The 16,009-nt window shown below is 72.4% G+C and carries 17 protein-coding genes and 2 tRNA genes; 15 read left to right on the top strand and 4 right to left on the bottom strand.

Annotated elements, in window-relative coordinates:
- Positions 1-6: 6 nt before the first annotated feature.
- Together ACIQBJ_RS16930 and ACIQBJ_RS16935 are read right to left on the bottom strand one after the other, a co-directional pair.
- Positions 7-582 (bottom strand): CGNR zinc finger domain-containing protein, encoded by a 576-nt coding sequence (locus ACIQBJ_RS16930; protein WP_400710039.1) that lies wholly within the window; start codon positions 580-582, stop codon positions 7-9.
- Between the two features lie 295 nt (positions 583-877).
- Complete coding sequence (locus tag ACIQBJ_RS16935; RefSeq protein WP_030056266.1) at positions 878-1,291, bottom strand: SsgA family sporulation/cell division regulator; 414 nt, start codon at positions 1,289-1,291, stop codon at positions 878-880.
- Positions 1,292-1,681: 390 nt separating this feature from the next.
- Between ACIQBJ_RS16935 and ACIQBJ_RS16940 the strand changes: the two genes are divergently transcribed.
- Positions 1,682-1,753: transfer RNA gene (locus tag ACIQBJ_RS16940), tRNA-Val, on the top strand.
- A 185-nt stretch (positions 1,754-1,938) separates the two neighbouring features.
- Positions 1,939-2,010, top strand: a tRNA-Val gene (locus tag ACIQBJ_RS16945).
- A 68-nt stretch (positions 2,011-2,078) separates the two neighbouring features.
- On the opposite strand, the gene ACIQBJ_RS16950 is transcribed toward ACIQBJ_RS16945, so the two are convergent.
- Positions 2,079-2,843, bottom strand: a complete 765-nt coding sequence (locus ACIQBJ_RS16950; protein ID WP_400711326.1) for a 3'-5' exonuclease — start codon at positions 2,841-2,843, stop codon at positions 2,079-2,081.
- A 268-nt stretch (positions 2,844-3,111) separates the two neighbouring features.
- On the opposite strand from ACIQBJ_RS16950, the gene thrS reads away from it, so the two are divergent.
- Complete coding sequence (gene thrS / locus ACIQBJ_RS16955) at positions 3,112-5,091, top strand: threonine--tRNA ligase (protein ID WP_400710042.1); 1,980 nt, start codon at positions 3,112-3,114, stop codon at positions 5,089-5,091.
- Between the two features lie 149 nt (positions 5,092-5,240).
- On the top strand, positions 5,241-5,798 hold the full coding sequence (locus tag ACIQBJ_RS16960; RefSeq protein WP_400710045.1) for an HIT family protein: 558 nt from the start codon (positions 5,241-5,243) through the stop codon (positions 5,796-5,798).
- A 68-nt stretch (positions 5,799-5,866) separates the two neighbouring features.
- Here ACIQBJ_RS16960 and ACIQBJ_RS16965 read toward each other — a convergent pair whose 3' ends face one another.
- Positions 5,867-7,510 carry a hypothetical protein gene (locus ACIQBJ_RS16965; protein WP_400710048.1) on the bottom strand — a complete coding sequence of 548 codons (1,644 nt, stop codon included), beginning with the start codon at positions 7,508-7,510 and terminating at the stop codon, positions 5,867-5,869.
- Between the two features lie 200 nt (positions 7,511-7,710).
- Here ACIQBJ_RS16965 and ACIQBJ_RS16970 point away from each other — a divergent pair, with 200 nt between their 5' ends.
- The 11 genes from ACIQBJ_RS16970 (at position 7,711) to ruvA (ending at position 15,963) form a co-directional block, all read left to right on the top strand.
- On the top strand, positions 7,711-8,133 hold the full coding sequence (locus ACIQBJ_RS16970) for a thiol-disulfide oxidoreductase DCC family protein (protein ID WP_400710051.1): 423 nt from the start codon (positions 7,711-7,713) through the stop codon (positions 8,131-8,133).
- A gap of 144 nt (positions 8,134-8,277) precedes the next feature.
- The gene (gene pgsA, locus ACIQBJ_RS16975) at positions 8,278-8,937 is read left to right on the top strand and encodes a phosphatidylinositol phosphate synthase (RefSeq protein WP_400710054.1); all 660 of its coding nucleotides are present in this window, start codon (positions 8,278-8,280) and stop codon (positions 8,935-8,937) included.
- Entirely contained in the window at positions 8,934-9,839 is a 906-nt protein-coding gene (locus ACIQBJ_RS16980; RefSeq protein WP_400710057.1) for a phosphatidylinositol mannoside acyltransferase, read from the top strand. The genes pgsA and ACIQBJ_RS16980 overlap by 4 nt, the downstream gene beginning before the upstream one ends.
- Positions 9,836-11,008: a glycosyltransferase family 4 protein gene (locus tag ACIQBJ_RS16985; protein ID WP_400710060.1), complete on the top strand. Its 1,173-nt coding sequence runs from the start codon at positions 9,836-9,838 to the stop codon at positions 11,006-11,008. Before ACIQBJ_RS16980 ends, ACIQBJ_RS16985 begins: the two co-directional genes overlap by 4 nt.
- A 21-nt stretch (positions 11,009-11,029) precedes the next feature.
- Positions 11,030-11,392 carry an isomerase gene (locus ACIQBJ_RS16990; RefSeq protein ID WP_400710063.1) on the top strand — a complete coding sequence of 121 codons (363 nt, stop codon included), beginning with the start codon at positions 11,030-11,032 and terminating at the stop codon, positions 11,390-11,392.
- Positions 11,393-11,411: 19 nt separating this feature from the next.
- Positions 11,412-11,957, top strand: coding sequence for a hypothetical protein (locus tag ACIQBJ_RS16995; protein ID WP_400710066.1), 546 nt, complete (start codon positions 11,412-11,414; stop codon positions 11,955-11,957).
- Positions 11,958-12,104: 147 nt separating this feature from the next.
- A complete protein-coding gene (pdxS, locus tag ACIQBJ_RS17000; RefSeq protein WP_400710069.1) occupies positions 12,105-13,016 on the top strand; it encodes a pyridoxal 5'-phosphate synthase lyase subunit PdxS in 912 nt (303 codons plus the stop codon).
- 100 nt (positions 13,017-13,116) lie between these two features.
- Positions 13,117-13,728, top strand: coding sequence for a pyridoxal 5'-phosphate synthase glutaminase subunit PdxT (gene pdxT, locus ACIQBJ_RS17005; protein WP_400710072.1), 612 nt, complete (start codon positions 13,117-13,119; stop codon positions 13,726-13,728).
- 78 nt (positions 13,729-13,806) lie between these two features.
- Positions 13,807-14,562, top strand: a complete 756-nt coding sequence (locus ACIQBJ_RS17010) for a YebC/PmpR family DNA-binding transcriptional regulator (protein ID WP_014134592.1) — start codon at positions 13,807-13,809, stop codon at positions 14,560-14,562.
- Positions 14,563-14,675: 113 nt separating this feature from the next.
- Positions 14,676-15,302, top strand: coding sequence for a crossover junction endodeoxyribonuclease RuvC (gene ruvC / locus ACIQBJ_RS17015; protein ID WP_400710075.1), 627 nt, complete (start codon positions 14,676-14,678; stop codon positions 15,300-15,302).
- A gap of 49 nt (positions 15,303-15,351) precedes the next feature.
- Positions 15,352-15,963, top strand: coding sequence for a Holliday junction branch migration protein RuvA (gene ruvA / locus ACIQBJ_RS17020; protein ID WP_400710078.1), 612 nt, complete (start codon positions 15,352-15,354; stop codon positions 15,961-15,963).
- Positions 15,964-16,009 lie beyond the last annotated feature (46 nt).

The following is a 16,009-nucleotide window of genomic DNA, read 5'->3' on the forward strand; positions in this document are numbered from 1 at the left end:
CCCAGGTCAGTGCCCGGCCGCGGGCACCGCCTCGGCCGAGCGCTGCCGGGCCCGGTACGCGGCGACGTGCAGCCGGTTGCCGCAGGTCCGGCTGTCGCAGTAGCGGCGCGAGCGGTTCCGGGACAGGTCGACGAAGACCCGGGCGCAGCCCGGCGCCTCGCAGCGGCGCAGCCGCTCCAGTTCGCCCGCCATCACGATGAAGGCCAGCGCCATGCCCAGCTCGGCCGCCAGGTGCCGGCCCACCGCGGCGTGCGGGGCGAAGTAGTGGATGTGCCACCCGTGGTGGTCGTGGTTGGTCAGCCGGGGCGTGGTGCCGGCCTCGGCGACCAGGGTGTTCACCAGCCCGGCCGCCTGCTCCACCGACTCGGCGGCGAACACCTCGCGCAGCCGGGCGCGCAGCTCGTGCACCGCGGCCAGGTCCGCCGGGCCGAGCGAGTCGATCTCGCTGATCTCCTGCCGGACCACGAAGCCGCTCAGCGCCGCCACGTCGGGCAGCTGCTCGCTGCCGCACGCCTCGGGCGCCGTGTTCAGCAGCTCCACCAGGATGCTCAGCGCGCACTCGGTGTCATGGGTGATCAGCACGTGGGGGCTCCTCACGCGGCGACGGCCGGTGGGCCGCCGCGTCGGTCATCGCGGGCCGACTCTACCGGCCCGGGCCGCCGCCGGGGCCGGTACGCGCAGTCCGGGCCCGGCGGCGGCCCGGCTCCGGGCACAGCTGAGCCCCGGGCGTCCGCTCCGGTGGGAGGGGACACCCGGGGCCGGACCCCGAGGCCGCGGTGGGCGGCTGCGAACTGCGACCGTGCCCCCGAGTAGGACGGTGCGCAGCGAGGCGATCCCGCCGCCGCGCGACGGCGGGCCGTATCTCGGTCTGGGGTGTTCAGCTCTCGGCGAGGATGTGGGACAGCTCCCGGTCGAGGTCGAAGTGACGGTGTTCGGTGCCGGGTGGGACCGCGGCGTCCGTCCGCTTGAGGAAGGACTCAAGCGCCCGGGCCGGGGCCTCCAGCAGTGCCTCTCCTTCCGGAGAGCTCAGGGCGATGCAAACCACGCCTTGACCGTGGCTGCGCGACGGCCACACCCGGACGTCGCCGGTACCGGTCGGTCGGTGCAGCCCCTCCGCGAGGAGGTCGCGGGCGAACACCCACTCCACGGTCTCGTCTGCTCCGGTGTGGAACGTCGCATGCACGGCATAGGGGTCGGCAGTGTCGTAGCGCAGGCCCGCGGGGACGGGCAGTGACGACTCGCTGGACACGATGAGGCGCAGGTGCAGCTCGCAGCTGACCGTGGTGTTCATAAGCGCCAGGGCCTTTCGCTCAGTGTGCGCTCGGGGAATCGCACGTCGGCGAACGGACCATCCCACCTGAAAGCCCGGTGTAAACCCGTCTGTCCCGATTCCGGTGCGAGTCGTACCCCTTCCGGCGCATTGCGGAATCGTTCGGGCGGCCCGGCCGGACGGGCCGCGGGCCGGTAACGGCAGGGCATTACCGGCGGTCGCACCGGAGCCGGCCGCCGGGGGTCTGGAGGAACGCACGAACCTGCCCCCGGCGGCCCGTCCGGCGCACCGCCCGGGCCCCCGGGGCCGGTCGACCGCGCTGGTCGGGGCCGGGCGGGCGGGCGGCGGTGCGGCGGCGGGCCGGGGTGTTCGGAGCACCCCCGCCGATGGGGTAATGTTTTCCCTGCACCCGGGCGATTAGCTCAGCGGGAGAGCACTTCGTTCACACCGAAGGGGTCACTGGTTCGATCCCAGTATCGCCCACCGGAATGCAAAGGTGCAGGGCTCCGACTTGTTTATCAGGTCGGGGCCCTGTGTCTTTTCCGGCGTACTCCGCCGAACTGCTGACGCGCATTCAACAGTCGTGCCGCGCAGGGGAACTGGCGGAGCGCCGGGGGAACGGATTGGGAGCCGGGGCCCAAGTGGTGCTACAGTTCTTCTCGTTGCCCGGGCGATTAGCTCAGCGGGAGAGCACTTCGTTCACACCGAAGGGGTCACTGGTTCGATCCCAGTATCGCCCACCGCGCACCAACCGAAGGCCCCGACCACCAGGTCGGGGCCTTCGGCGTTCCCCGCACCGGACGGACCGTCAGGCCGCCAACCCGCAGGCGTGGCCCGGCTCCAGGCGCTCGCCGCAGCGGCAGCGGGCCGGGCGCAGCGGCCAGGCGGTGTCCACCCGCTCCGGCGAGCCCGAGCGCTCGAACCAGCGCTCCAGACCGCGCGCCTGCGCCGCGTACCAGACCGCCTGCCGCAGGTGCAGCTCGGCGGGCGTCAGCCCGGCCAGCCGCGCCTCGTACCGGACGGCCACCGCGCGGACCAGCTCCAGCGAGGCCAGCGCGTCCGCCGCCGCGTCGTGCGCGCCCACCAGCGGGACGCCGTAGTGCGCGCACAGGTCGGTCAGCGTGCGGCGGCCCTTGCGGTAGCGGTCCAGCTGCTTGTCCAGCACCCGGGGGTCGAGCACCAGCAGCTCCGCCCCGCCCAGCACCTCGGCCAGCGAACCCGCCCCGTGCCGGCGCAACTCCCGGTCCAGCAGCGTCAGGTCGTACGGGGCGTTCATCACCACCAGCGGCACCCCGGCCCGGGACTGCTCCGCCAGTGCGAGCGCCACCTCCACCGCGACCGCGCGCGGCGGGCGGCCGTGCGCCCGCACCCGCTCGTCCGAGATGCCGTGCACGGCGCGGGCCGGCTCCGGGATCGGGACGCCCGGATTCGCCAGCCAGTCGCGGACGGCGACCGCCCCGCCGGGTGCGGACTGCACCACCAGGCTGGCCGAAACGATTCTGTCCCGCTCGACGTCGACACCCGTGGTCTCGGTGTCGAAGGACGCCAACGGGCCGAAGTGCCAGGAACGGATCTGCTGCATGACGCCCCCTCAGACGCCGCACGGTCCTCAACCGGGCGCCGCTGCCACCGAGGACCGGTGCAGCGGCCGCGCCGTGCTCAAGTGATACCGCACTTGACGGACGGTCAACCGTGCCCGCCGCCCGCACTGTCGCGGAACGTGACCGAACCATCACCGGACGGCCCGCCGGGCCGTGGCGACGGGGACGCGGCCCGGCTCGGTACCATGCACAACGCAGCGTCGTGCTGCGCCACAGTAGCCAGAACGTCAGGAGAGACCGGTGACGGACGTCCGGATCATCATCAACCGCGAACCCGATCGGGAAGAGCGCGTGGTGACCACGGGCACTACGGCCGCCGAGCTCTTCGCCGACGACCGCGCCGTGATCGCCGCCCGGGTCGGCGGCCAGCTCAAGGACCTCGCCTACGCCGTCCAGGACGGCGACGAGGTCGAGCCGGTCGAGATCTCCAGCCCCGACGGCCTCGACATCCTGCGGCACTCCACCGCGCACGTGATGGCCCAGGCCGTCCAGCAGGTCTTCCCCGAGGCCAAGCTCGGCATCGGCCCGCCGGTCCGGGACGGCTTCTACTACGACTTCGACGTCGAGCGGCCGTTCCAGCCGGACGACCTCAAGGTCATCGAGAAGCGCATGCAGGAGATCATCAAGCGCGGGCAGAAGTTCTCCCGCCGCGTGGTCACCGACGAGGCCGCCCGCGAGGAACTCGCCAAGGAGCCCTACAAGCTCGAACTGATCGGCCTCAAGGGCTCCGCCGCCACCGCCGGCGAGGGCGCGGACGTCGAGGTCGGCGCCGGCGAGCTCACCATCTACGACAACCTCGACCCGAAGACCGGCGAGCTCTGCTGGGGCGACCTCTGCCGCGGCCCGCACCTGCCCAGCACCCGGCACATCCCGGCCTTCAAGCTGATGCGCTCCGCCGCCGCGTACTGGCGCGGCAGCGAGCGCAACCCCATGCTGCAGCGCCTCTACGGCACCGCGTGGCCCACCAAGGACGAGCTCAAGGCCCACCTCGACTTCCTCGAGGAGGCCGCCAAGCGCGACCACCGCAAGCTCGGCACCGAACTCGACCTGTTCTCCGTCCCCGAGCAGATCGGCTCCGGCCTCGCCGTCTTCCACCCCAAGGGCGGCATCATCCGCCGCACCATGGAGGACTACTCGCGCAAGCGGCACGAGGAGGAGGGCTACGAGTTCGTCTACACCCCCCACGCCACCAAGGGGAAGCTGTTCGAGACCAGCGGCCACCTCGACTGGTACGCCGACGGCATGTACCCCCCCATGCAGCTCGACGAGGGCACGGACTACTACCTCAAGCCCATGAACTGCCCGATGCACAACCTGATCTTCGACGCGCGCGGCCGCTCCTACCGCGAACTCCCGCTGCGCCTCTTCGAGTTCGGGACGGTCTACCGGTACGAGAAGTCCGGCGTGGTGCACGGTCTGACCCGGGCCCGCGGCTTCACCCAGGACGACGCGCACATCTACTGCACCCGCGAGCAGATGGCCGAGGAGCTGGACCGCACCCTCACCTTCGTCCTCGACCTGCTGCGCGACTACGGCCTGAACGACTTCTACCTGGAACTGTCCACCAAGGACCCGGAGAAGTTCGTCGGCACGGATTCGGACTGGGAGGAAGCCACCGCCGTCCTGGCGGGCGTGGCCGAGAAGCAGGGCCTCCCGCTGGTGCCGGACCCGGGCGGCGCGGCCTTCTACGGCCCGAAGATCTCGGTCCAGGCGCGCGACGCGATCGGCCGGACCTGGCAGATGTCCACCATCCAGTTGGACTTCAACCTGCCGGAGCGCTTCGACCTCGAGTACACCTCGGCGGACGGCTCGCGGCAGCGGCCGGTCATGATCCACCGGGCGCTGTTCGGCTCGATCGAGCGGTTCTTCGCGGTGCTGCTGGAGCACTACGCGGGCGCGATGCCGCCGTGGCTGGCCCCGGTCACCGTCACCGGCATCCCGATCACCGACGAGCACGTGCCGTACCTGCAGGAGGTCGCGGCGGAGCTGAAGAAGCACGGCGTCCGGGTGGACGTGGACACCTCGGACGACCGGATGCAGAAGAAGATCCGCAACGCGCAGAAGACCAAGGTGCCGTTCATGCTGATCGCGGGCAACGACGACGTCGAGGCGGGCGCGGTGTCGTTCCGCTACCGCAACGGCGAGCAGAAGAACGGCGTGCCCCGTGACGAGGCGATCGCCGAGATCGTTGAAGCGGTGCGGAGCCGGGTGCAGGTTTGATTTGCTCCCCGTGAAGACGGGGGTGTTCCGAACCCGATGCCGCAGCGGCTGTAAGGCACGGCTGTTGTGCTTGTAGCCGCAGGCGACGTGCGGGGCGGTCTCCCACGGGAGTCCGTCCCGCACTGCTCGTTTCCCGAGCGGTGCCGCTTATGCTGGCGGGCATGACGAGTGAGCCGGAACTGCAGCGGGGGGTGGGGGAGCCGGACGGCTTCCGTCGCCTGTGGACACCCCATCGGATGGCGTACATCCAGGGCGAGAACAAGCCCACCGGTCCGGCTCCGGACGACGGTTGTCCGTTCTGCTCGATCCCGAAACTGAGCGACGAGGACGGGCTGATCGTGCAGCGCGGCGAGTCGGTGTTCGCGGTGCTGAACCTGTATCCGTACAACGGTGGGCACTTGATGGTGGTGCCGTACCGGCACGTGGCGGACTACACCGAGCTGGACGGGCCGGAGACGGCGGAGCTCGGGGAGTTCACCAAGAAGGCGATGACGGTGTTGCGGGCGGCCTCGGGGGCGCACGGGTTCAACATCGGGATGAACCAGGGCGCGGCGGCGGGGGCCGGGATCGCGGCGCACCTGCACCAGCACGTGGTGCCGCGCTGGGGCGGGGACGCGAACTTCATGCCGGTGGTGGGGCACACCAAGGTGCTGCCGCAGCTGCTGGCGGACACCCGGAAGGTGCTGGCCGAGGCGTGGTCTGCGTGAGCTGACGGAACGTCGGAGGGGCCCGGGCGGAAGACTCCGCCCGGGCCCCTCCGGCATTGCCGCGGGGGTCAGCCGGCGTCGTACTTGTCGGCGCGGTAGGGGCGGGAGCCCTGCATCTCGGAGCGGATCATGTTGCCGCGGTTGGTGATCCGGTCCACGGCGACGTCGTGCTCCTCCAGGAACTCGACGACGGCGGCGTGCACGACGCCGACCACGGGGGTGGGGATGTAGATCGCGTCGTCGGTCTTGAAGCGGTCGGACCAGACGGGGGAGGCCCAGGCCTGGCGGAGGCTGAGCGGTTCGGGGAAGCCGATCGAGCCGCCGAGCCACTTCAGCAGGTTGGGGATCTTGTGGAAGGGGGCCCGGACGGCCTGCCGGACCACCTCGTCGTCGGTGACGATCGGGAGTTGGACGGTGCGGTTCTCCCAGAACCGGAAGGTCTGCGGGACGTCCTTCTCGGGGACCTTGGGCTTGCCGGTGAAGTAGCCGGCGATCGGGCCGAGCGCGTGCGCGGTGACGTGGATCTGCAGGCTGTGCGACAGGACCATGATGTCGATCACCACGGTGGTGACCAACTGGCCGTTGTGCAGCACGAACTGGACAGCGGTGCGGTGCCGGGTGCCGGTGCCGACGCTCTGCTTGCTGGCGAGTTCCTGGACGGCGAAGTCGCGCATCCGGTCGCCGTCCATGTCGGCGCCGGAGGGGCGCTCGATCTCGTCGGCGCCCTCGCCGATGGCGAGCACCACCCACTGGCTGATCTGCGGCTTGGGCAGGCCGCCGTTGGGGACCTCGCTGCCGGAGAGCGCGCCGAGGCGTTCGGTGATCCGGCGGGCGATGTCCCAGACGTGGAAGCTCCGGAAGTCGTGGTGGCCCTCGGCGGGGCGGAGGTCCTCGCGCAGTGACCACTCGGCCCAGCGGGCGCCGATGCCGAGGATGCCCTTGGTGCCGGCGTAGTGCTGGATGTTGGTGTTCTGCTCGGCGGTGAGCCGGTCCAGCGAGGACTTCAGCAGGTTCGCCCGCTTGTCCAGGTCGTCCCGGGGGACGGCCTTGGGGACGACGGCGGCGACGGCGCTACCGCCGACCAGGTCGCCCCAGCGGGCGCGCTGCTGCATCACGCTGGCCACCACCGTGCGCTTGGCCAGGTACCAGCCGAGCACCGGGCCGAGCAGCACGATCCGGCAGTACAGGCCGAGCAGGCCGCCGAACGGCGGGCGGACCAGCAGCAGCAGGGCCAGGACGACGACGGCGAGCAGCGCCAGCGTGCCGATGAAGCCGTCCCGGGCGGCGGACTTCTTGGTGCCGAGCCAGGCCCGGGCCTGGTAGGCGGCGAGCCAGAGCAGCGTGCCGGGCAGGAAGAGCAGGCCGCAGAACACGGTGATGCCGGAGATCCGGCGGTCCCGGGCGTCGCGCAGGTCCTGGGCGGCGAGGCAGTGCTCGACCACCATCCGGACGTCCACCCCGTGCGAGGGCACCAGCGGTTTGCGCTTGCCGCCCAGGGTGCGGTCGATCAGGGCGCGGCTGAACGCCTCGCCGGCGCTCGGCCGGAACAGGGCGAACTTGCCCTTCTTGACCGCCACGCCGTCGAGGGCGCCGAGTTCGTCGAAGTCGCCGGTCCGGTAGGCGGCGGAGGAGAAGGCCTGGGTGACCGCGGTCTGATGGCCGACGTCCGTCCGTGGTACCTGCGCGCCCGGCGTCATGTCGAGCTGAGTCACCTGTGCAGCTCCTCCTCCCCTTGTCGATCTGCCGCAGGGTACCGCGCGGCGGCCGGGGCGCGTGGATCATCAGCTGATCCGGGGTCACATCTCGGCCGGACGAACGGGGTTGCGGGCTTCCCGGGTGATGGTGCCCCGTGCCGGGGTGTTCGACGCAACGGGTTTGCGGGGCGGGGCGGCGGAGGGGCAGGATCGGCGGTATGACGAGTGGGTACGCACCGGGGCCGGTGCTGGTTTTCGACGGCGACTGCGCGTTCTGCTCCAGCTGTGTGCGCTGGGCGGAGCGCTACCCGCGGCAGAGCCTGTCCTCGGCGGGCTGGGAGGCGGTGGCGTTCCAGTTCGCGGACCTGGCGGCGCTGGAGTCCTTCACCGGCGGGGAGGTGACGGCGGAGCGGGCCGCCCGCGAGGTGTTGTGGATCACTCCGGACCGGAAGGTGTACGGCGGGGCGCAGGCGGTGGCGCGGCTGCTGATGCGCTCGGGCGGGCCGTGGGCGTGGGCGGGCGGCCTGCTGGCGCTGGCGCCGGTGCGACCGGTGGCGGACCTGGTCTACCGCTGGGTGGCGCGGAACCGGGACCGGTTGCCGGGCGGTACGCCGGCCTGTGCGCTGCCGCGCCGTTCCTGACCCGTCCGGACCGGCATGGCTGGCCTCCGGCGGCCCGATCGGCGCGGATACCATGGTCCCGCCGGGCGGGGCCATCCGCGCGGACGCCCGGCGGGCCAGCGGTCCGCGGGTGCCAATCCGAGGAGCGGAGCGGACCGGAAGGCCATGCTCAACAAGTACGCGCGTGCCTTCTTCACACGTGTCCTGACCCCGTTCGCCGCGCTGCTGCTGCGCTGGGGCGTCAGCCCCGACGCGGTGACCCTGATCGGTACGGCCGGGTCGGTGGCGGGCGCCCTGGTGTTCTTCCCGCGCGGGGAGTTCTTCTGGGGCACTATCACGATCACCCTGTTCATCTTCTCCGACCTGGTCGACGGCAACATGGCCCGGCAGGCCGGCCGCTCCAGCAAGTGGGGCGCGTTCCTGGACTCGACGCTGGACCGGGTCGCCGACGCGGCGATCTTCGGCGGTCTGGCGATGTGGTACTCCGGGAACGGGAGCAACGACCTGCTGTGCGCGGTGGCGATCTTCTGCCTGGCCAGCGGCCAGGTGGTGTCGTACACCAAGGCGCGCGGCGAGGCGCTGGGCTTCCCGGTGAACGTGTCGGGGCTGGTCGAGCGGGCCGAGCGGCTGGTGATCAGCCTGGTCGCGGCCGGGGTCACCGGCCTGCACACCTTCGGGGTGCCGTACGTGGAGTGGCTGCTGCCGACCGCCCTGTGGGTGGTCGCGGCGGGCAGCCTGGTGACGGTGGCGCAGCGGATGCTGACGGTGCGTCGGGAGTCGGCGGAACTGGAGGCGGCGACCGCCGCGGTCGAGGGGGGCCGGTGAAGGAACGATTGGTCGACGCCGCCTACGCGGCGGGCTGGGCGGGGCTGAAGCACCTGCCGGAGCCGGTCGCGCGGGGCCTGTTCCAGGCGCTCGCGGACCAGGCGTGGCGGCGGCGGGGCAAGGGCGTGCGGCAGTTGGAGGCGAACCTGGCCCGGGTGCACCCGGACGCGGACGCCGCCCGGCTGCGCGAGCTGTCCCGGGCCGGGATGCGCTCCTACCTGCGGTACTGGATGGAGTCGTTCCGGCTGCCGACCTGGAGCCGGGAGCGGATCGCCGGTGCCGTCACGGTGAAGAACATCGAGGAGCTGAACGCGGCGATGGCGGCCGGGCGGGGCGCGGTGCTGGCGCTTCCGCACATGGCGAACTGGGACTTGGCGGGCGCCTGGATCGCCTCGGCCGGCGGGTTCCCGTTCACCACGGTCGCCGAGCGGTTGAAGCCGGAGTCGCTGTTCGACCGGTTCGTGGCGTACCGGGAGAGCCTGGGCATGGAGGTGCTGGCGCTGACCGGCTCCGACGTGTCGGTGATCGGGACGCTGGCCCGGCGGCTGCGCGAGGGGAAGCTGGTCTGCCTGGTCGGCGACCGGGACCTGTCGGCGGCGGGCCTGCGGGTGGACTTCTTCGGCGAGCCGACCCGGATGCCGGCCGGTCCGGCGGCGCTGGCCCAGCGGACCGGCGCGGCGCTGTTCCCGGTGTCGCTCTGGTACGACGGGGCGGTGCTGCGGGCCGAGGTGCACCCGGAGGTGCGGCCGTCCGGCGAGGGGACCAGGCAGGAGCAGACCGCGGCGATGACGCAGGCGATGGCCGACGTGTGGGCGGTGGCGATCCGCGAGCACTCGGTGGACTGGCACATGCTGCAGAAGCTGTGGCTGGCCGATCTGACGCCCCGTCGGGAGGCGCCGTGAGGATCGGCGTGGTGTGCCCGTACGACTGGGACGTGCCCGGCGGGGTGCAGTTCCACATCCGGGACCTGGCGGAGCACCTGATCCGGCTGGGGCACGAGGTGTCGGTGCTGGCCCCGGCGGAGGACGAGGAGGCGCTGCCGCCGTACGTGGTCTCGGCGGGGCGGGCGGTGGCGGTGCCGTACAACGGGTCGGTGGCGCGGCTGAGCTTCGGGATCCTGTCGGCGGCCCGGGTGCGGCGCTGGCTGCGCGAGGGCCGGTTCGACGTGCTGCACGTGCACGAGCCGAACTCGCCGTCGCTGTCGATGCTGGCGGCGTGGGCGGCGTCGGGGCCGATGGTGGGGACGTTCCACACCTCGAACCCGCGCTCGCGGGCGATGATCGCGGCCTCGCCGATCCTGCAGCCGGGCCTGGAGAAGATGTCGGGCCGGATCGCGGTGTCGGAGTACGCCCGGCGCACCCTGGTGGAGCACCTGGGCGGCGACGCGGTGGTCATCCCGAACGGCGTGGACGTGCGGTTCTTCGCGGACGCCGAGCCGAACCCCGAGTGGCAGGGCGGTGCGGCCGACGGCGGGCCGGGGACGATCGGCTTCATCGGCCGGATCAACGAGCCGCGCAAGGGCCTGCCGACGCTGCTGGCCGCGCTGCCCCGCATCCTCGCGGAGCGCCCGGGCGTGCGGCTGCTGGTGGCGGGCAAGGGCGACGAGGAGGAGGCGGTCGCGGGCCTGGCGCCCGAGGCGCGGGCCCAGGTGGAGTTCCTCGGCATGGTCTCGGACCGCGACAAGGCCCGGCTGCTGCGCTCGGTCGACCTGTACGTGGCACCGAACACCGGCGGCGAGTCCTTCGGCATCATCCTGGTCGAGGCGATGTCGGCGGGCGCCCCGGTGCTGGCCAGCGACCTGGACGCGTTCCGCCAGGTGCTGGACGGCGGCGCGGCCGGCGAGCTGTTCCCGGTCGAGGACGCGGACGCGCTGGCCGCCTCGGCGGTGAAGCTGCTGGGCAGCCCGGACCGGCTGCTGGCGCTGCGCGAGGCGGCGTCCCGGCACGTGCGGCGCTTCGACTGGGAGACCGTCGGCGCCGAGGTGCTGTCGGTGTACGAGACGGTCACCGACGGGCGTCCGCCGGTGGCCGAGGACGAACCGTCCGGCCGGCGTTCGCGTCCGGTCCGGTGACCCCGTGCGAGAGGTAGTGCCATGCCGCTGATCACCGTCGACTACACCGACCGGATCGCCGACTCCTTCGACCGGCGCGGCTTCGGGCTGGCCCTGAACCGGCTCGCGGTGAAGCTGCTGGACGCCAAGCCGGCCGGCTGCAAGACCTGGTTCCGGCCGACGGGGGAGGCGGTGGTCGGGGCGGACGCCGAGACGTACGCGCTGGTCGCGGTCGAGTTCCGGATCTTCCCGGGCCGTTCGACCGAGGCCAAGGCGGCGCTCGCCGAGGCGGTGCTGGCGGCGCTGCCCGAGTACCTGCCGGCGCCGGCCGGGCCGGTGCAGGCCACGGTCGCGATCGGCGAGCTGGACAGCGCGGTGTACCGCGCGGCCGCCCTGGGCGGCTGAGCCGGTACCGTAACGCCCCGTGGCTACCTGGATCTGGGCCCTCGCGGCCGTCGCACTGTTCGCCGTCTACCTGAGCTGGACGGCGGGCAGGCTCGACCGGCTGCACACCCGGATCGACACGGCCCGGGCCTCGCTGGACGCCCAGCTGCTGCGCCGGGCCTCGGTGGCGACCGAGCTGGCCACCTCGACGCTGCTCGACCCGGCGGCCTCGATCCTGCTGCTGGAGGCCGGGCACGCGGCCCGGCAGGCGGAGGCCGAGCAGCGCGAGGTCGCGGAGAGCGAGCTGAGCCTGGCGCTGCGCGCGGTGCTGGACGGGCCGGAGCAGGTGGCGGCGCTGCGGGCGGCGCCGGGCGGCGAGGAGGCGGTCCGGGAGCTGGTGGAGGCGGTGCGCCGGGTGCCGATGGCGCGGCGCTTCCACAACGACGCGGTGCGGGCGGCCCGGGCGGTCCGCGAGCACCGGCTGGTGCGCTACTTCCGGCTGGCGGGGCGGGCGCCGTTCCCGATGGCCTTCGAAATGGACGACGAACCCCCGGTGGCCCTCACACCCGAAGGCGCACCCGCGTAGGCTGGGCGCTGTTTCTGCCCCCGGCCGGTTCGCTGGCCTCTTTGTCGTATGCCGAGGACGGCTCTGGACCATGTGGCACATGGGTTCGGAAGACCCCCGGCCTACGATAGATCGATAGCACCGGTTCATCTCTGAGTGAGGTCCTACGTGTCCAGCACCCCCACCACCGCAGACCAGCCGCAGATCGGCACCGCCCGGGTCAAGCGCGGCATGGCCGAGCAGCTCAAGGGCGGTGTGATCATGGACGTGGTCAACGCCGAGCAGGCGAAGATCGCCGAGGACGCCGGTGCGGTGGCCGTCATGGCCCTGGAGCGGGTTCCCGCCGACATCCGCAAGGACGGCGGCGTGGCCCGGATGTCCGACCCGAACATGATCGAGGAGATCATCGCCGCGGTCTCCATCCCGGTGATGGCCAAGTCCCGGATCGGCCACTTCGTCGAGGCCCAGGTCCTGCAGTCGCTCGGCGTCGACTACATCGACGAGTCCGAGGTGCTCACCCCGGCCGACGAGGTCAACCACTCCGACAAGTGGGCGTTCACCACCCCCTTCGTCTGCGGCGCCACCAACCTGGGCGAGGCGCTGCGCCGGATCGCCGAGGGCGCGGCCATGATCCGCTCCAAGGGCGAGGCCGGCACCGGCAACGTGGTCGAGGCCGTCCGCCACCTGCGCCAGATCAAGAACGAGATCGCCAAGCTGCGCGGCTTCGACAACAACGAGCTGTACGCGGCCGCCAAGGAGCTGCGCGCCCCGTACGAGCTGGTCCAGGAGGTCGCCGAGCTGGGCAAGCTGCCGGTGGTGCTGTTCTCCGCCGGTGGCGTGGCCACCCCGGCCGACGCCGCGCTGATGCGCCAGCTCGGCGCCGAGGGCGTGTTCGTCGGCTCCGGCATCTTCAAGTCGGGCGACCCGGCCAAGCGCGCCGCCGCCATCGTGAAGGCCACCACCTTCTTCGACGACCCGAAGATCATCGCGGACGCCTCCCGCAACCTGGGCGAGGCCATGGTCGGCATCAACTGCGACACCCTGCCCGAGACCGAGCGGTACGCCAACCGCGGCTGGTAAGCACCGTCCGCCCCGGCCCGCCGCGCCAGTGTCCTGGGCGGCGGGCCGCTGCGTGGCGTTCCCGACCCACAGTTCGACGACAGAGGTAGTGAGAAAAGCCGTGAGCACCCCCACCATCGGCGTCCTGGCCCTGCAGGGCGACGTCCGCGAGCACCTGGTGGCCCTGGCCGCCGCCGACGCGCTGGGCCGGCCGGTCCGCCGCCCGGAAGAGCTGGCCGAGGTCGACGCCCTGGTGCTGCCCGGCGGCGAGTCCACCACCATCTCCAAGCTGGCCGTGCTGTTCGGCCTGATGGGGCCGCTGCGCGAGCGGGTCGAGGCCGGCATGCCGGTCTACGGCACCTGCGCGGGCATGATCATGCTGGCGGACAAGATCCTGGACGGCCGGGACGACCAGGAGACGGTCGGCGGCATCGACATGACGGTCCGCCGGAACGCCTTCGGCCGGCAGAACGAGTCCTTCGAGACCGCGATCCCGTTCGCCGGCCTGCCCGGCGACCCGGTCACCGGCGTGTTCATCCGGGCCCCCTGGGTCGAGGCGGTCGGCGCGGACGTCGAGGTGCTGGCCGAGGTGCCCGCCGCCGACGGCCCGGACGCCCGGATCGTCGCGGTCCGGCAGGGCAACCTGCTGGCCACCTCCTTCCACCCGGAGCTCACCGGCGACCACCGCGTCCACGAGTACTTCGTCCGCATGGTCGAGGCCGCCGGGCGGTGACCGTGTGCCACCCCGCGGTGGCGGCACCGGTAAGATCTCCCCTGTTCATTTCCCATTGGCGACGAAAAGGAGCTGGCGATGTCCGGCCACTCTAAGTGGGCTACCACCAAGCACAAGAAGGCCGCGATCGACGCCAAGCGCGGCAAGCTCTTCGCCAAGATGATCAAGAACATCGAGGTGGCGGCCCGCACCGGCGGCGGCGACCCGGCCGGCAACCCGACGCTCTACGACGCCATCCAGAAGGCGAAGAAGAGCTCCGTCCCGATCGACAACATCAACCGGGCCGTCAAGCGCGGCTCCGGTGCGGAGGCCGGCGGCGCCGACTACTCGACGATCATGTACGAGGGCTACGGCCCGAACGGCGTGGCCGTGCTGATCGAGTGCCTCACCGACAACCGCAACCGGGCCGCCTCCGACGTCCGGGTCGCGATGACCCGCAACGGCGGCAACATGGCCGACCCGGGCTCGGTGTCGTACCTGTTCAACCGCAAGGGCGTCGTGATCGTCCCGAAGGCCGACGGCGTGGACGAGGACAAGATCCTCGACGTGGTGCTGGACGCCGGCGCCGAGGAGGTCAACGACCTGGGCGAGGCCTTCGAGGTGATGTCCGAGGCCACCGACATGGTCGCGGTCCGCACCGCCCTGGTCGACGCGGGCATCGACTACGACTCCGCCGACGCCAACTTCGTCCCCAGCATGCAGGTCGAGCTGGACGCCGACGGCGCCCGCAAGATCTTCAAGCTGATCGACGCGCTGGAGGACAGCGACGACGTGCAGAACGTCTTCGCCAACTTCGACGTCTCGGACGAGATCATGGCCGAGCTGGACGCCTGAGTCCCCCTCGGCGCATCCCGCCCGGCGGCCCCGCGGCCGCCGGGCGGAGGCGTGTCCGGGGCCGGTTGTCGGCGGCCGGGGGTAACCTGCGCAGACCGGAGAGAGGCGGGGTCGTGCGAGTACTGGGTGTGGACCCTGGGTTGACCAGGTGCGGCGTCGGGGTGGTCGAAGGGCTGCCCGGGCGGCAGCTCGCCATGCTCGGCGTCGGCGTGGTCCGCACGCCCGCCGAGGACGAGATCGGCCCGCGGCTGCTCGCCATCGAGCAGGGCCTGGAGTCCTGGCTCGACCAGTACCGGCCCGAACTGGTCGCCGTGGAGCGGGTGTTCGCACAGCACAACGTCCGGACGGTGATGGGCACGGCGCAGGCCTCGGCGGTCGCGGTGCTCTGCGCGACCCGGCGCGGCATCCCCGTCACGCTGCACACCCCCAGCGAGGTCAAGGCCGCCGTCACCGGCTCCGGCCGGGCCGACAAGGCGCAGGTCACCGCGATGGTCACCCGCATCCTGCGGCTCGACGCCCCGCCGAAGCCCGCCGACGCGGCGGACGCGCTGGCCCTGGCGATCTGTCACATCTGGCGCGGCGGCACCACCAACCGCCTGACGGCGGCGATCAAGGCGCACGGCGCGGGCGTCTCCTGGCACGGCGCCCAGCCGTCCGAACCGGCGGAGCGGCAACCGGCGGCACCGCGGGCGGCGTACGGCCGGGCGCCGGGCCGGCCGCGCAGTTCCCCGCGCCCCTGACGGGGCGTCCAGAACAGTCGAGTCGAGCAGTGGAAGGAACGGCTTCACCGTGATCGCGTTCGTGCAGGGGCCCGTGGCCGTGCTGGGGGCCGGGGTGGCCGTGGTGGAGGTCGGGGGCGTGGGGATGGCGGTGCAGTGCACGCCGAACACGCTGGCGACCCTGCGGCTCGGCGAGGTGGCCCGGCTGGCGACCTCGCTGGTGGTCCGGGAGGACTCGCTGACCCTGTTCGGGTTCGCGGACGACGACGAGCGGGCCACCTTCGAGGTGCTGCAGGCCGCGCCCGGGGTCGGGCCGAAGCTGGCGCAGGCGATCCTGGGGGTGCACTCGCCGGAGGCGCTGCGGGTGGCGGTGGCCGGCGGCGACGAGAAGGCGCTGATCGCGGTGCCCGGCATCGGCAAGGCGAAGGCGGCGAAGCTGCTGCTGGAGTACAAGGACAAGCTGGGCGCCCCGCACGGCAGCGCGCCGGTCCGCAAGCCGGTCGCCGCCGGCCCGGCCCCCTGGCACGAGCAGCTGCACGCGGCGCTGGTGGGCCTGGGCTACGCTCCGCGGGAGGCGGACGAGGCGGTGGTCCGGGTGACCCCGGAGGCCGAGGCGCAGTCCGTGCCGGACGTGGGCGCCCTGCTGCGGCTCGCGCTCCGCGGCCTGAACCGGACCCGCTGAGCCGACCGTCGCGTCCGGCCGGTCCGTGACCATCTGACGATCCGTC

Source organism: Kitasatospora sp. NPDC088391 (assembly GCF_044753345.1).
Lineage (GTDB): Bacteria > Actinomycetota > Actinomycetes > Streptomycetales > Streptomycetaceae > Kitasatospora.

Excerpts from the sequence above, each read along its gene's own strand:
- ACIQBJ_RS16990 (WP_400710063.1), top strand. The coding sequence starts at position 11,030 with ATGCCGCTGATCACCGTCGACTACACCGACCGGATCGCCGACTCCTTC.
- ACIQBJ_RS17010 (WP_014134592.1), top strand. The coding sequence starts at position 13,807 with ATGTCCGGCCACTCTAAGTGGGCTACCACCAAGCACAAGAAGGCCGCG.
- ACIQBJ_RS16970 (WP_400710051.1), top strand. The coding sequence starts at position 7,711 with ATGACGAGTGGGTACGCACCGGGGCCGGTGCTGGTTTTCGACGGCGAC.
- ACIQBJ_RS16960 (WP_400710045.1), top strand. The coding sequence starts at position 5,241 with ATGCTGGCGGGCATGACGAGTGAGCCGGAACTGCAGCGGGGGGTGGGG.
- ACIQBJ_RS16935 (WP_030056266.1), bottom strand. The coding sequence starts at position 1,291 with ATGAACACCACGGTCAGCTGCGAGCTGCACCTGCGCCTCATCGTGTCC.
- pgsA (WP_400710054.1), top strand. The coding sequence starts at position 8,278 with ATGCTCAACAAGTACGCGCGTGCCTTCTTCACACGTGTCCTGACCCCG.